The sequence below is a fragment of the Stenotrophomonas sp. RG-453 genome (genome assembly GCF_033843685.1).
GTDB lineage: Bacteria > Pseudomonadota > Gammaproteobacteria > Xanthomonadales > Xanthomonadaceae > Stenotrophomonas > Stenotrophomonas bentonitica_A.
The window spans coordinates 23,291-36,479 of record NZ_JAMYED010000004.1 but is presented as its reverse complement, the minus strand read 5'-3'; the positions used below and the strand labels follow the sequence as shown (position 1 = coordinate 36,479).

Annotated in this window: 14 protein-coding genes; 7 read left to right on the top strand and 7 right to left on the bottom strand. The window is 67.1% G+C overall.

Annotated elements, in window-relative coordinates; translation table 11 throughout:
* Positions 1-127: 127 nt before the first annotated feature.
* Positions 128-1,132: a GAF domain-containing protein gene (locus NJD74_RS08420; protein ID WP_319623969.1), complete on the top strand. Its 1,005-nt coding sequence runs from the start codon at positions 128-130 to the stop codon at positions 1,130-1,132.
* A 28-nt stretch (positions 1,133-1,160) separates the two neighbouring features.
* On the opposite strand, the gene NJD74_RS08415 is transcribed toward NJD74_RS08420, so the two are convergent.
* The 4 genes from NJD74_RS08415 to NJD74_RS08400 all read right to left on the bottom strand — a co-directional run bounded on the left by NJD74_RS08415 (position 1,161) and on the right by NJD74_RS08400 (position 4,885).
* Complete coding sequence (locus NJD74_RS08415; protein ID WP_070474623.1) at positions 1,161-1,400, bottom strand: DUF1653 domain-containing protein; 240 nt, start codon at positions 1,398-1,400, stop codon at positions 1,161-1,163.
* Positions 1,401-1,469: 69 nt separating this feature from the next.
* Complete coding sequence (locus NJD74_RS08410) at positions 1,470-3,254, bottom strand: sensor domain-containing phosphodiesterase (protein WP_319623968.1); 1,785 nt, start codon at positions 3,252-3,254, stop codon at positions 1,470-1,472.
* Between the two features lie 112 nt (positions 3,255-3,366).
* Positions 3,367-3,735, bottom strand: coding sequence for a response regulator (locus NJD74_RS08405; RefSeq protein ID WP_019184164.1), 369 nt, complete (start codon positions 3,733-3,735; stop codon positions 3,367-3,369).
* A complete protein-coding gene (locus NJD74_RS08400; RefSeq protein WP_019184163.1) occupies positions 3,728-4,885 on the bottom strand; it encodes an ATP-binding protein in 1,158 nt (385 codons plus the stop codon). The genes NJD74_RS08405 and NJD74_RS08400 overlap by 8 nt, the downstream gene beginning before the upstream one ends.
* A 153-nt stretch (positions 4,886-5,038) precedes the next feature.
* Here NJD74_RS08400 and NJD74_RS08395 point away from each other — a divergent pair, with 153 nt between their 5' ends.
* From NJD74_RS08395 to NJD74_RS08380, 4 genes are read left to right on the top strand one after another with little or no spacing between them, the layout of a single operon-like run.
* Positions 5,039-8,152: a response regulator gene (locus NJD74_RS08395; RefSeq protein ID WP_319623967.1), complete on the top strand. Its 3,114-nt coding sequence runs from the start codon at positions 5,039-5,041 to the stop codon at positions 8,150-8,152.
* Positions 8,125-8,973, top strand: coding sequence for a CheR family methyltransferase (locus NJD74_RS08390; protein ID WP_174704365.1), 849 nt, complete (start codon positions 8,125-8,127; stop codon positions 8,971-8,973). Before NJD74_RS08395 ends, NJD74_RS08390 begins: the two co-directional genes overlap by 28 nt.
* On the top strand, positions 8,973-9,557 hold the full coding sequence (locus tag NJD74_RS08385) for a chemotaxis protein CheB (protein ID WP_019184160.1): 585 nt from the start codon (positions 8,973-8,975) through the stop codon (positions 9,555-9,557). Before NJD74_RS08390 ends, NJD74_RS08385 begins: the two co-directional genes overlap by 1 nt.
* Complete coding sequence (locus tag NJD74_RS08380; protein ID WP_070474632.1) at positions 9,554-10,672, top strand: hybrid sensor histidine kinase/response regulator; 1,119 nt, start codon at positions 9,554-9,556, stop codon at positions 10,670-10,672. The genes NJD74_RS08385 and NJD74_RS08380 overlap by 4 nt, the downstream gene beginning before the upstream one ends.
* A gap of 46 nt (positions 10,673-10,718) precedes the next feature.
* On the opposite strand, the gene NJD74_RS08375 is transcribed toward NJD74_RS08380, so the two are convergent.
* From NJD74_RS08375 to NJD74_RS08365, 3 genes are all read right to left on the bottom strand, one after another.
* Positions 10,719-10,901 (bottom strand): hypothetical protein, encoded by a 183-nt coding sequence (locus NJD74_RS08375; RefSeq protein ID WP_019184158.1) that lies wholly within the window; start codon positions 10,899-10,901, stop codon positions 10,719-10,721.
* Positions 10,902-10,961: 60 nt separating this feature from the next.
* The gene (locus NJD74_RS08370; RefSeq protein WP_019184157.1) at positions 10,962-11,141 is read right to left on the bottom strand and encodes a hypothetical protein; all 180 of its coding nucleotides are present in this window, start codon (positions 11,139-11,141) and stop codon (positions 10,962-10,964) included.
* Positions 11,142-11,264: 123 nt separating this feature from the next.
* A complete protein-coding gene (locus tag NJD74_RS08365) occupies positions 11,265-11,879 on the bottom strand; it encodes a TlpA disulfide reductase family protein (protein WP_070474635.1) in 615 nt (204 codons plus the stop codon).
* A gap of 240 nt (positions 11,880-12,119) precedes the next feature.
* Here NJD74_RS08365 and mntR point away from each other — a divergent pair, with 240 nt between their 5' ends.
* Both mntR and tadA read left to right on the top strand, forming a co-directional pair.
* Positions 12,120-12,578 (top strand): manganese-binding transcriptional regulator MntR, encoded by a 459-nt coding sequence (gene mntR, locus NJD74_RS08360; protein ID WP_019184155.1) that lies wholly within the window; start codon positions 12,120-12,122, stop codon positions 12,576-12,578.
* A complete protein-coding gene (gene tadA / locus NJD74_RS08355) occupies positions 12,571-13,095 on the top strand; it encodes a tRNA adenosine(34) deaminase TadA (RefSeq protein ID WP_070474638.1) in 525 nt (174 codons plus the stop codon). Before mntR ends, tadA begins: the two co-directional genes overlap by 8 nt.
* Positions 13,096-13,189 lie beyond the last annotated feature (94 nt).

The following is a 13,189-nucleotide window of genomic DNA, read 5'->3' as shown; positions in this document are numbered from 1 at the left end:
GCGGCATTGGCCGGTGGGCGGCGACGAAATATCACTAGTCGATCACGGCCAGTCTCGCCCATTCATGCGACAATTTGGCTTCAAGGCCACCCGTCGATGGCTGCGCGATGCCGCCAGAGAGGTTGCGATGTCTTCCAGTCCAGGCTTTCCTGCCCTTATCGGTTTCGATCTGCCCGGCCCACAGGCGGGGACCCGTTCGCAGCGGGTGATTGTCACCGCGTTGCTGGATGACACCCCGCGCGCTGACTGGCTGCGCATCCTGCACCGCCTGGCGTGGCCATCATTGCGGCTGGATCACGGCGTCGAGCAGATCCGCCTGGTCGGGCACGGCCTCCATTTCGTGGGTGCGATCACCGATGCCAGGGCGTTGTCGGCCTCGGTGCGTGGCCTGTTCAACGAGGTCAACGCGAAAGCGCTGGACCGCCGCCTCGCCGCGATGGAGAACCCGCTGGATGACGACGGTCCGGGCAGCGCGCCTGCGGCGTCGTTGGCCCATGCCACGGATCCGCGCCTGGACGACGTGGCCGCACTGCTTGCGATGCCGGCCGTGCCGGGCATGCTGGAGTTGGCGAGTGCGATGACCGGCATGCGGTTCGTTGCGGTGGCCCGTGTCACCGCCGATCGGTGGACCGCCTGCGCCGTGCATGATCGTCTGGATTTCGGTCTGCGCCCGGGCGATGACCTGGTGCTGGAGACCACCATCTGCGATGAGATACGCGAGCATCGCCATCTGGTCCAGTTCGACCAGGCCAGCACCCATCCGGTGTTCTCCAGCCATCCCACGCCCGCGCTGTATGGGTTCGAGAGCTACATCTCGGTCCCGATGTTCCGCCGCGATGGTGGCTTCCACGGCACACTGTGCGCGTTGGATCCCAATCCTTCCAGACTCGACGCCGCGACGGTGAAAGGCTTCGAGGTGCTGGCGGGGCTGATCGGCGCGCAGCTGGATGTGCAGGATCCTCCGGCCGGGGCAGGGCAGCCGGTGGTCAGCATGGCCGAGGCGCTGTCGGTGCTCTCGCGTCAGGTGGACGCGTTTGACGCGCTCGACGCGGCCGCGCTGCCGGAGCAGTTCCGCGCGGTGACCACGCAGTTGCGTGCGCTGGTGGACGGGGCGCGGGCTGTGGCGGGCTGAAGGCCCTTCAGGGAGGGCGTGGGGCGTCTCAGCCGCCCGCCTCCACCGGCGCAAAGCGCGCCCGCCATTGCCCCTCCACCTCCACCCGTGCGACGAACATCTCGTACGGACGCACCCACAGGCCGACCTCCGAATCCAGCGGCCGGTACAGCACCATCGGCGCCAGCGTTTCACTGTGGCGTACAACCCCGATCACCTCGTAGTTGCCGCCCTTGAAATGGCGGTAGTGGCCGAGCGGCAGGGTGGGCAGCGGGGAAAGATCGGACATGGCGGCGGTAGCAAAGACGGGCGGCCCATTATCGCCCCGCGCACCGGTTGGCGGTGATGTTCCGTCGGGTCAGCCGGCATCCGGCAACGGGCCGGCGCGGCAGGCGTTGACCAGGTGCAGCACCGCGTCGGGGTGCATCGGCCGGGCCAGCTGGTAGCCCTGCGCTTCATCGCAGCCCCACAGCCGCAGCAGCGAAAGCTCGGCGTCGTTTTCCACGCCTTCGGCCACGGTGCGGTAGCCCAGCTGCCGGGCCAGCTTGATGATGGCTTCCACCTTCAGCCGGGCGGTGCGTGAGCGCGCCAGCCCGGTCACCAGCGTCTGGTCGATCTTGATATGGCTGATCGGCAGCTCGCTGAGATAACCGAAGTTGCTGTAGCCGCTGCCGAAGTCGTCGATCGCGATACGCACGCCGGCCGCCGCCATCTCACGCAACTGCGGCAGCGCCGCCGGATGGTGGTTGAGCCACTGGCCTTCCGTGATTTCGATTTCGATCAGGCCCGGGGCGAGGCCGTAGGCATGCAGCCGCTCGGACAGCACGCTCCACACGCACTGGTCATCGAAGTCGCGCTGAGAGAGATTGATGGACAGGCTGAAGCCGGGCACGGTCTTCTGCCAGTGCGCGGCCTGGGCCAGCGCGTGGTCGATGACCCAGCGGCTGAGCGCGGGCATCAGCGCCGTGCGCTCCAGCACCGGGATGAATTCGCCCGGGCTGATCGGGCCCAGCATCGGATGGGTCCAGCGCAGCAGGGCTTCGGCCGACACCGGCTGCCCATCGATCAGATCGAAGCGCGGCTGGTACACCAGGCTGAACTGGTGCTGGGCCAGGCCGCGCCCGGCATCGGAGGCCAACCGGTAACGGCGGCGCAGGGCATCGTCGCGTTCCTGCGAATACCAGCACAGGCAGGCATCGGTCTGCAGGGCATGATGCATGGCGACCAGGCATTTGCGGACCAGATCCGCGGTCTCCTCGCGTACCGCGCGGAAGTCGCAGACGCCGGCATGGAACTGCGGTGACATCGGGATGCTGCCGGCCATCAGCGGCCGACGCATGCGCACGCGCAGGCGGTCGAGCAGGCCCTCGGTCTGATGATGCGAGTGGTCCGCCAGCAGGAAGGCGAAACGGGTCACTCCCACGTGGTAGACCTGCGTGACATCGCGCAGCACGTCCTGCACGCGCAGCGCCGCCTGGCGCAGCAGGGTTTCCACGGGTTTCATGCCCAGGGCCTGGCCGGCGTCATTGGCGCTCTGCAGGTCGAACACATCCAGCAGCACCGCCGTGAACCTCCGGCCTTCACCGCGGCGGGACAAGGCGGTGAGGTCGGCCTGGAACTGCTGCCGGTTGGGCAGGCCGCTGACCTGATCACGGCGGCCCAGCGACATCTTCAGTTCCATCTGCGCGACCACCACGCGCGCGAGCGTCTGCAACTGCACCTGCTCTTCGGCAGAGAGCCGCCGCGGCTCACGCCCCATGATGCACAGGGTACCCAGCGCGACGCCGCCCTTGGTGATCAGCGGCGTACCGGCATGGAAGCGCAGCTGCTCGGGGCCGGCGACCAGCGCATTGCCGGCAAAGCGCGGGTCCTGGCGAAGATCCTCTATCTGCAGCACCTGGCTGGAACCGAGCGCGTGCGCGCAGATCGAGGCATGCCGTTCGTTGCGGGTCAGCGCCAGCCCCACGCGTGAGATGAGGTGCTGGTGGTCGGCATCGAAGATCGACACCAGCGCGATCGGCACGCCGAAGGTGAAAGCCGCCAGTTCGGTGATCGGGTCCAGCGCCGTGCCCAGCGCAGGGTCCATCACGTTGAGTGCTTCAATCAACGCGATCCGGTCAACATCATTGCGTCTGTCCAGCATGTACCGCGCCCTGTTCCGACTTCATCGCTACTATCACGATGGCAATGCAGAACCGGTGTGAAGCAGGGGCGAGGCGGATGAAGCGTTCACGCAGGCTGCGCGGAACCCTCGCTCAGAGCGGTGCGTCCGGCGACTGCAGCAAGGTGACCAGCTGGCGCAGGCGATAGGGCTTGGGCAGGAATTCGACATGGTCCGGCAGTGGCGGCAGCTGCGAACGCGCATAGCCAGAGGCCAGGATCATGCGCGCATTGGGCAGCACGTCGGCCACGTGCTCGCTGAGCTCCACGCCGCTCATGCCGTTGGGCATGCTGATATCGCTGAACACCACATCGAACCCGCCCGGGTCCTGCATCAGGCGCAGGGCGGTCGGACCATCGTCGGCCGTGTGGATTTCGATACCGAAGTCCTGCAAGGCCTGGCCGATCAGTTCACGCAGGTCCTGCTGGTCTTCGACCATCAATACGCGTAGGGGCTCAGACATGCTCGACTTCCTCAATGACAGGTAACAACAGGCGGACGGTGGTGCCCCTTCCGGGGGCGGTTTGTACGTCGACGAAGCCGTCGCACTGCGAGACGAAGCCAAACACCTGGCTCAGGCCCAGACCGCTGCCCTTGCCGACTTCCTTGGTGGTGAAAAACGGCTCGCTGGCGCGCTCGGCGATGTCCGGGGGCATACCATCGCCCTCATCGGTCACCGCGATGGCGACATAGTGGCGGCGCATGGGCTGGGACAGATCCGGTGCCAGTCGCTGTTCGACCTCGGCCGTGATCGTGACCGTGCCGCCCTGGGGCATCGCTTCGGCACTATTGAGCACCAGATTCAACACGGCGCTGTGCAACTGTACGCCATCGGTGACGATCGGTGGCAGGTCCGCCGTCAATTCCAGCTGCACCGCGATGCCGGCCGGGCAGGCGCGGCGCAGGACGGGCAGGGCATCGCGCAGGAACTCCTGCACGACCACCGGCTCGCGCACCAGGGTCTGATCGGCCGAGAACGCCAGCAGCTGGCGGGTCAGCAGCGATCCCCGGTCGGCGGCGGCCTGGGCCAGGTCCACCAGCTCCTGGGTGCGGTCGTCGGCGCCGGGGCGCAGGGCGATCAGGTCCAGTGCGTTGCCGATGGTGGTCAGCAGGTTGTTGAATTCATGGGCCAGGCCGCGGGTCAGCCGGCCCACGTTGTCCAGCTGCCGTTGCTGGACATGCGCGCGCTGCGCATCCTGCAGCAGGCGCTGGGCCTGGTAGCGCTCGGTGACATCCTGGGTGACCTTGACGAACCCGAGCAGGCAGCCGTCTTCGCGGACCGGCTCGATCACTTCGCCGGCACGGAACCGCTCGCCAGTGCAGCGCACCCGCCAGCCCTCGCCGACGAAGCGGCCATGGTCACGCGCATACGCCAGCGCCTGCTGGGGCACGCCCAGCTGTTGATCCTCGGGGGTATAGAACAGGCCGACATGCTTGCCGATCACGGCTTCGGCGGTATATCCCTTGACCCGCTCGCAGCCACGGTTCCAGCTGCAGATGTTGCCCTGCGTATCGAGCAGATATATCGCGTGATCGCTCACGTTGTCGATCAACAGCTTCAGCTGCCGGCTTTCGTCGGCAAGCGGTGCAACGCTGGATACGGCCTGGACCACGACGGTTATCGACTCCCCGATAAGGGACCGAACCGTAGGGGCCATGATGTGAAGAAAATGTCAAGAACGTGCCGCAATCACGCTGACTTCTGGCGCTTAACACCCGTTTACCGCTTCGGGTACCATCAGGCCCCTTTTGAGCTGGAACACGGCATGAATTCTGCGCCCACCTCCCGTGACCGTTGGATCTGGCTTGCGTCGGCCGCCTTGATGGCCGCCACGCTGGGCACGGAGATGGTGGTGCCGCTGGGCTATGCGGTCTGGCTGACCTACTTCATGGCAGTCGGGATCACGCTGTTCCAGCGTCGCATGGAAGTGCCGCTGCTGGTGGCGATCGGCTCGTGCATCCTGCTTGCGGTGGGCTACAACGTGGCGCCGGCGAGCAGCAATTCGGCGTTTTCCTTCGTCAATCGCAGCATCGGTGGCGTCGCGTTCCTGATGATGGCGCTGACCGTGATGAAGGCCATCGGTGCGCGCCGTGAAGCGGCCGATGCGCTGTGGCTGCAGGCCGGCGAGAACGTGGTCGGCACCAGTCTGCAGGGCGATCCCACCCCGCGCGAGCTGGCGGACCAGGCCATGCGCGCCCTGTGCGCGCAGCTCAATGCCGATGTCGGCGCGATGTACCGCCTGCAGGGCGAGCGGTTGGTGCTGGTCGGCGGCTCCGCGCTGCCGTCGCAGCTGCCCGAGACCCTGCCGGCACATGCCGGGCAATGGGGCGAGATCATCCGCGAAGGCCGCACGCGTCGCCTGGAGGACAGTGACAGCCCGCTGGATATCGATACCCCACTGGGCCGCACCACCGTTCACCAGCGCCTGTTGGGGCCGATCACGGCCGATGGCGTGGTGATCGGCGTGATCGAGCTGGGCCGTGCCGGTGTGTCGCCTGCGCGCAGCCTGGAAATGGCGCTGCTGCTGCAGTGCGCCGAGCCGATCGGCATCGCCCTGCGGGCGTCGCTGCTCAATGCGCAGCTGGTGGAGCTGCTGGAAGAGACCCAGCGCCAGAGCGAGGAGCTGCAGACCCAGCAGGAAGAGCTGCGGGTGGCCAACGAAGAGCTGGAAGAGCAGAGCCGCAGCCTGCTGCATTCCCAGGCCAACCTGGAGCAGCAGCAGGCCGAGCTGGAGCAGACCAACGTGCAGCTCGAAAAGCGCACCCACGAGCTGGAGTCGCGCCAGCAGGCGCTGCTGCTGGCCCAGGCGCAACTGGTCCAGAACAGCAACGAGCTGGAAGCCAGTTCACGCTACAAATCCGAGTTCCTGGCCAACATGTCCCACGAGCTGCGCACGCCGCTCAACAGCGCGCTGATCCTGGCCAAGCTGCTGGCCGACAACAAGGACGGCACGCTGACCGCCGAGCAGGTCAAGTACGCCCAGGCGATCCACTCGTCCAACAACGATCTGCTGGCGTTGATCAACGACATCCTCGACCTGTCGCGGATCGAGGCCGGCCACGTGGAGCTGGTTGAAGAGAACCTGGCCGTGTCCAGCGTGCTGCAGCGCCTGAAGGAAACCTTCGAGCCGATGGCCGTGCAGAAGGGCCTGGCCCTGGAGATCAGCGCTGCCCCGGAGGCGCCGACCCAGCTGCTGGCCGACAGCCAGCGCCTGCAGCAGATCCTGAAGAACCTGCTGGCCAATGCGGTCAAGTTCACCGAGCACGGCAGCGTCTCGCTGAAGGTGCGCAGTGCGGGGGCAGGGCGGATCCAGTTCGCCGTCTCCGATACCGGCATCGGCATTCCCGAAGAGCAGACCGCGGTCATCTTCGAGGCGTTCCGCCAGGCCGACGGCAGCACCCGCCGCCGTTACGGTGGCACCGGGCTGGGGCTGTCGATCTCGCGCGATCTGGCCGCACGCATGGGCGGCAGCATCACCGTCTCCAGCGAGCCGGGCCGCGGCAGCTGCTTCACGCTTGAACTGCCGCTGTTGGCCGGTGGCGGCACGGGCAACGCCCAGCACGTGGTGCATGACGTGCGCCCGGCTGCCGTAGCAGCGCCATCCCGGCCGGCTTCCGCACCGCTGGGGCGGGCGCATGGCGAACCCACCCCCGCGCCGGCGCCGGCCCAGGACAAGGTGGTCGATGACCGCGGCCGCCGCAGCCGCGCCGGCCGGATGATCCTGGTGGTCGAGGATGACACTGCATTTGCCAGCGCCCTGGTCTCGATGGCGCACGAACTGGACTTCGACTGCGTAGTGGCCGGCACCGCCGAAGAGGCGTTGAGCCTGGCTGCCGAGCTGCGCCCGAACGGCATCCTGCTGGATATCGGCCTGCCCGACGTCTCCGGCCTGAGCGTGCTCGAGCGCCTCAAGCGCGACCCGGCCACGCGCCATATCCCGGTCCACGTGGTCTCCGGGCTGGAGCGCTCGCAGGTGGCGATGGAGCTGGGCGCGATCGGGTATGTGATCAAGCCGGCCACGCGCGAGCGCCTGGTCGGGGCGATCCAGCAGCTGGAAGCCACCAGCCAGCGCGACATGCGCCGCCTGCTGATCGTGGAGGACGACAGCGAGCTGCGTTCGAACCTGCAGCTGCTGCTTGGCCGCGACCAGCTGGAAATCACCGCGGTGGGCACCATCACCGAGGCGATGGCCGAACTGGCCGGGTCCACCTTTGATTGCATGGTCACCGACCTGGCGCTGCCGGACGGCACCGGGTACGACCTGCTCGAGCGCATGGCCGGCAATGATGCGGTCGCGTTCCCGCCGGTGATCGTCTACACCGGCCGCGCACTGACCCGCGATGAAGAACAGCGCCTGCGCCGCTATTCCAAGAGCATCATCATCAAGGGCGCGCGCTCGCCCGAGCGCCTGCTCGATGAGGTGACCCTGTTCCTGCACAGCGTGGAGGCCTCGCTGCCGACCGACCAGCAGCGCCTGCTGCGCGAAGCGCGTCGCCGCGATGCGGTGCTCGATGGCCGTACCGTGCTGCTGGCCGAGGACGACGTGCGCAACATCTTCGCGCTGTCCAGCGTGCTGGAGCCGCTCGGCGTCACCCTGGATATCGCCCGCAACGGCCGCGAGGCGCTGGAGAAGCTGCGCCCGGAAATCGACCTGGTGCTGATGGACATCATGATGCCGGAGATGGACGGGCTGACCGCCATGCGCGAGATCCGCGCCGACAACCGCTGGCGCGACCTGCCGATCATCGCGTTGACCGCCAAGGCGATGCCCGATGACCGCGAGCATTGCCTGCAGGCCGGTGCCAACGATTACATCGCCAAGCCGATCGACGTGGACAAGCTGGTGTCGCTGTGCCGCGTGTGGTGCTCGCGCCGATGAATGAAACGGAGCTGTTCGACCTGGAGTTGAAGCTGTTGCTGGAGGCGGTCTACCAGCGCTACCACTACGACTTCCGTGACTATGCGCTGGCATCGCTGCGGCGGCGCATGCGGCATGCCATGGCGCGCTTCGACTGCCCGACCATGGGCGCGCTGCAGCACCGCCTGCTGCACGAGCCGGACACCTTCGCCCAGGCGATGCAGTACTTCACCGTGCAGGTGTCGGAGATGTTCCGTGACCCGCCGTACTTCCGGGTGCTGCGCGAGCATGCCGTGCCGGTGCTGCGCACCTATCCCTCGATCAAACTGTGGATCGCCGGGTGCAGCACCGGCGAAGAAGTGTGGTCGCTGGCGATCCTGCTGCACGAGGAAGGCCTGCTGGACCGGGCGATCATCTACGCCACGGACATCAATCCCGAAGCGTTGCAGGCGGCCGAATCCGGGGCCTTCGCGCTGGACCGGCTGGCGCAGTTCAGCCGCAATTACCTGGCGGCCGGTGGCACCGGCTCGCTCTCGGATTACTACAGCAGCGGCTACGGCAGCGTGGTGTTCGATCGCCGCCTCAAGCGCAACATCGTGTTCGCCGACCACAGCCTGGCCACCGATACGGTGTTCTCCGAAGTCCACCTGGTGTCCTGCCGCAACGTGCTGATCTATTTCCAGCGGCCGCTGCAGGACCGCGCCATCGGCCTGTTCCATGAGGCCCTGGTCCACCGCGGCTTCCTGGGCCTGGGCAGCAAGGAATCGCTGCAGTTCGGCGCGCACGCGGATCTGTTCGAAGCCTGCGCGCGCGACCAGCGCCTGTACCGGAAGCTGGCCTGATGAGCACGGCCTCCCAGCGCAGCCGGTTCGACCTGGTGGTCATCGGCGCCTCGGCCGGTGGCGTCAGTGCGCTGCAGGCACTGCTGTCGGCGCTGCCGGCCACGCTGGCGCTGCCGGTGCTGGTGGTGCTGCACCTGCCGCGCGACCGCCCCAGCCGCATTGCCGACCTGCTCGATGCCGGTTGCCCGCTGCCGGTGCGCGAGGCGGAGGACAAACAACCGCTGCAGGCCGGTACGGTGACGTTCGCGCCGCCGGATTACCACCTGCTGGTGGAGGACCGTGACACGCTGGCACTGTCGGTCGATCCACCGGTGCTGTTCTCGCGCCCGGCGATCGATCCCCTGTTTGAAAGCGCCGCCGATGTGTTCGGCGGCGGCGTGTTGGCGATCCTGCTGACCGGCGCCAGCAGTGACGGCAGCGACGGTGTCGCCGCGGTCCGCCAGGCCGGTGGCGAAGCCTGGATCCAATGCCCTGAGGAGGCCTATTCCTCGATGATGCCCGCATCGGCCCTGGCACACGCCGGCGCCGACGCGGTGCTCCCGCTCACCTCCATCTGCACGCGTATGAAAGGCCTTACCCGATGAACCTGATCGAGCCCGCCGGGTCGACTGCCACCACCGATTGCGTGAAGCTGCTGATTGTCGATGACATCCCGCAGAACCTGGTCGCGATGGAAGCGCTGTTGCGTCGCCCGGGTCTGGAGATCCTGTGTGCGCTGTCCGGTGCTGAAGCACTCGAGCTGCTGCTGGAGCATGAAGTCGCGCTGGCCCTGCTGGATGTGCACATGCCCGAGATCGACGGCTTCTCGCTGGCCGAGCTGATGCGCGGCTCGCAACGCAGCCGCGACGTGCCGATCATCTTCCTCACCGCTTCGCCGAATGATCCGGTGCGGGCCTTCAAGGGCTACGAATCCGGCGCCGTGGATTTCCTGCACAAGCCGATCGAGCCGCAGGTGATCATGAGCAAGGTCAATGTGTTCATCGAGCTTTACCAGCAGAAGCAGCTGCTCAAGGCGCGCAACGAGGCGCTGGAGCACGCGCTCAAGCTCAATGAAACGATGATGGCGGTATTGACGCACGACCTGCGTACGCCGTTGGCGGCGATCCTGCTGTGTGCCGACAAGCTGTCGCTGGATCTGCCCGATGACAGCCAGGTCCAGCGGACCCTGGTCCATCTGGAAAACAGCGCACAGCGCATGGTGCGGATGGTCGAGCAGCTGCTGGATTTCTCCAGGATCCGTACCGGCGGCCTGCGCCTGCATACCACCGAGTGCGACCTGGCTGAACTGGCCTCGGCGGTGGTGGCCGAGATCAGCCGCGCGCATCCGCGGGCGACCATCGAGCTGCAGGTACAGGGCGATGCCCAGCTGCAGGGCGATCCCGATCGTCTCGCGCAGTTGCTGTCCAACCTGATCGGCAACGCCGTGCTGCATGGCGGTGATGCGCCGGTGGTGGTGCGGGTGGAAGGCGAGCGCAGCGCGCCACTGCGGCTGCAGGTGCGCAATGCCGGTCAGATTCCGGAGGCATTGCTGCCGCGGTTGTTCGAGCCGTTCAAGGCCAGTTTCCACGACAGTCGCGGGCTGGGGCTGGGGCTGTTCATCGCCAGCGAGTTCGCCCGTGCGCATGGCGGCACACTGGTGGCCCACAACATCGAGGGCGCGGTGATCTTCGAGACCGCGCTGCAGCGCCGGCCGCGCTGAGGCCGGAAAGAACCATCCCGGCGCAGAGCCGGGATGGTGGACGTGCTTACAGCGGCTCGCAGCACAGATACAGCCCGTGCCCACCGTAGGTGCAGCCCGGCTGGTCTTCACAGCCGGCCAGCGGCTTGGGCTGGCTGGAGGTAGCCAGCGCCTGGCTGGATGCGAAGGCCAACGCGCAGATCAGGGTGACGCCGCTCAGGGCTGACAACAACCGCGTTTTCGACTTCATGGTCTGTCTTTCCTTCTGTGGATGAGGCGGACGGGGCGCGTGTTGCCACGCAGTCACGCGTTACACCGGCTGGCAGCACCGGATCTCGCTGTGCCCGCCATAGGTGCAGCCGGGCTTGTAGGGACAGCCATCCAGCTGCTTGGGCTGGCTGGAGGTCGCCACTGCCTGGCTCGATGCGAACGCCAGGGCGCAGACAACAGCGATACCGCCAAAGACCGAAAGGAACTTCCTGGACTTCATGGTGCTTCTCCTGTTGTGGTGACGCGGATGCAACGGGAACACGGACGGAACTGTCGATCCGCCCCCGGCGAGCGGGCGCGGAGGGACCTGGTTACGTCGCCTTGGCAGCGACGTGGGATGGCTTCAGCCTGCCGGCGCGGGCGCCTGGTTACGGGCGGCGTTGATCACGAATGCGCCGGTGATCGCATCCACCGAGCGCTCCTTGAGCTGGCCGACATGGCGGTAGATCACCTTGCCGTCCTGGATGACGACCACCATCGGCACCATGGTCGCGGTGTAGCGCTGCCGGAGCCGGTCATCGGTATCGTTCACCACCGGAAACGCGAAACCATGCTGGCGCGCGTAGTCGGCAGCGGTTTCGTGGGGCGGCAGGCTGATGCCGACCATCTCGAAGGCGCGGTTGCCGTTGTTGCGACCGGCCGCGTCCAGCGCCTGGATCTGCGGCACCGAGGCCAGGCAGAACCTGCAGGCAGGGGAGAAGAAGTACAGGACCTGGCGACCGCTGGCCGGGCCGGCGAGGGTAACGGCCTGGCCGTCGAGTGCCGTGGTGGTGAGGGCCTCGGGCTGGGCGCCCTCGGGAAGGCCGTGGGCGGCCTTGGAGATCTGTTCGACCTTGCTCACCAGCAGCGCCTGCTCTTGGCGGAGCTGCCGGTTCTGCACCGCCAGCGCGGTCATCAGCACGGCCAGGGCAACGATGAGAGCGAGACTGCCGTACTTCCGGAATGCGGATGCGTCCATGCTGCTCCTTGGCCTTCGGCCGGGTCCATGGCTGAGTAGGTGGTGTATGTATCCGGTAACAAAAATCATTTGTCAAACACAAGATCCTGTGAATGAGACATGGGTTTCATTCTGGTCGTTGCCTATCGAAAGATCGGCGCGCGCGGCGCCCGCCGGGCCGCCCGGATCAGTCGCAAACCCCCGTGAGGTAAACTGTCCGGGCGCCGAAGCCCTTCGCCAGCGGCCATTGCTGGAGCCACCATGCCGTCCTCGACCCGTAAAGCCGTCTCGCCCCTGATCGACGCCCAGGTGCATGTCGAGGGCTTCGTGCAGGTGCGTGAAGCGCGCCGGTCCGAGTTGGTCGAGGATTACGTGGAGCTGATCGCGGACCTGATCGCCGATGGCCGTGAGGCCCGGCAGGTGGATATCGCGACGCGGCTGGGGGTTGCGCAGCCGACGGTGGCCAAGGCGCTCAAGCGCCTGGTCAAGGAGGGCTGGGCGATCCAGCGCCCGTACCGCGGCGTGTTCCTGACCCCGGCCGGCGAGCAGCTGGCGGTGGAGATGCGCGCCCGCCACCAGACCGTGGAGCAGTTCCTGCTGGCGCTGGGCGTGGATGCCGATTCGGCGCGCCGCGATGCCGAAGGGATCGAACATCACGTGAGCGAGGCCACCCTGGCCGCGTTCGACGCGTTCGTACGCAAGGCCAACGGCCATGGTTGAGCGCCTCGCGCCGCCGCCGCCGCTGGGCGTGCCGGTGCACGACCACGACGAATACTGGATGCGCCACGCGCTGGGGCTGGCCGAGCGGGCCGAGCGTGAGTTCAACGAGATCCCGGTCGGCGCGGTGCTGGTCGGTGCCGATGGCAGCGTGCTCGGAGAAGGCTGGAACCTCAACATCGCCGACCACGACCCCAGCGCACATGCGGAGATCGTCGCGATGCGGCAAGCGGGCAGGGCGATCACCAACCACCGGCTGATCGGCAGTACGCTCTACGTCACGCTGGAGCCATGCGCGATGTGTGCGATGGCGATCGTGCACGCACGCGTGGCGCGGCTGGTGTACGCGGCCACCGATCCCAAGACTGGCGCCTGCGGCAGCGTGTTCGACCTGATCGGCGACCCGCGCCACAACCATCGCGTGGAAATCCACGGGGGCGTGCTGGCCAAGGATGCCAGCACCCGGTTGACCAACTACTTCCGCGCCAAGCGCGGCAAGCCGCCGTTGCTGCTGGAATAACGCCGCTGCAGCGACAGGGCCGTGACGCGTTGGCGGTATCATGGGCGCCTCCTCCATCCCGGTCGCGGCGCAAGCGGCGGCCCAGCACAAGGCG

What these genes read in the sequence shown, in the direction of transcription:
- NJD74_RS08420 (WP_319623969.1), top strand. Translation starts at nt 128, where the DNA reads ATGTCTTCCAGTCCAGGCTTTCCTGCCCTTATCGGTTTCGATCTGCCC.
- NJD74_RS08415 (WP_070474623.1), bottom strand. Translation starts at nt 1,400, where the DNA reads ATGTCCGATCTTTCCCCGCTGCCCACCCTGCCGCTCGGCCACTACCGC.
- NJD74_RS08410 (WP_319623968.1), bottom strand. Translation starts at nt 3,254, where the DNA reads ATGCTGGACAGACGCAATGATGTTGACCGGATCGCGTTGATTGAAGCA.
- NJD74_RS08405 (WP_019184164.1), bottom strand. Translation starts at nt 3,735, where the DNA reads ATGTCTGAGCCCCTACGCGTATTGATGGTCGAAGACCAGCAGGACCTG.
- NJD74_RS08395 (WP_319623967.1), top strand. Translation starts at nt 5,039, where the DNA reads ATGAATTCTGCGCCCACCTCCCGTGACCGTTGGATCTGGCTTGCGTCG.
- NJD74_RS08385 (WP_019184160.1), top strand. Translation starts at nt 8,973, where the DNA reads ATGAGCACGGCCTCCCAGCGCAGCCGGTTCGACCTGGTGGTCATCGGC.
- NJD74_RS08380 (WP_070474632.1), top strand. Translation starts at nt 9,554, where the DNA reads ATGAACCTGATCGAGCCCGCCGGGTCGACTGCCACCACCGATTGCGTG.
- NJD74_RS08375 (WP_019184158.1), bottom strand. Translation starts at nt 10,901, where the DNA reads ATGAAGTCGAAAACGCGGTTGTTGTCAGCCCTGAGCGGCGTCACCCTG.
- NJD74_RS08370 (WP_019184157.1), bottom strand. Translation starts at nt 11,141, where the DNA reads ATGAAGTCCAGGAAGTTCCTTTCGGTCTTTGGCGGTATCGCTGTTGTC.
- NJD74_RS08365 (WP_070474635.1), bottom strand. Translation starts at nt 11,879, where the DNA reads ATGGACGCATCCGCATTCCGGAAGTACGGCAGTCTCGCTCTCATCGTT.
- mntR (WP_019184155.1), top strand. Translation starts at nt 12,120, where the DNA reads ATGCCGTCCTCGACCCGTAAAGCCGTCTCGCCCCTGATCGACGCCCAG.
- tadA (WP_070474638.1), top strand. Translation starts at nt 12,571, where the DNA reads ATGGTTGAGCGCCTCGCGCCGCCGCCGCCGCTGGGCGTGCCGGTGCAC.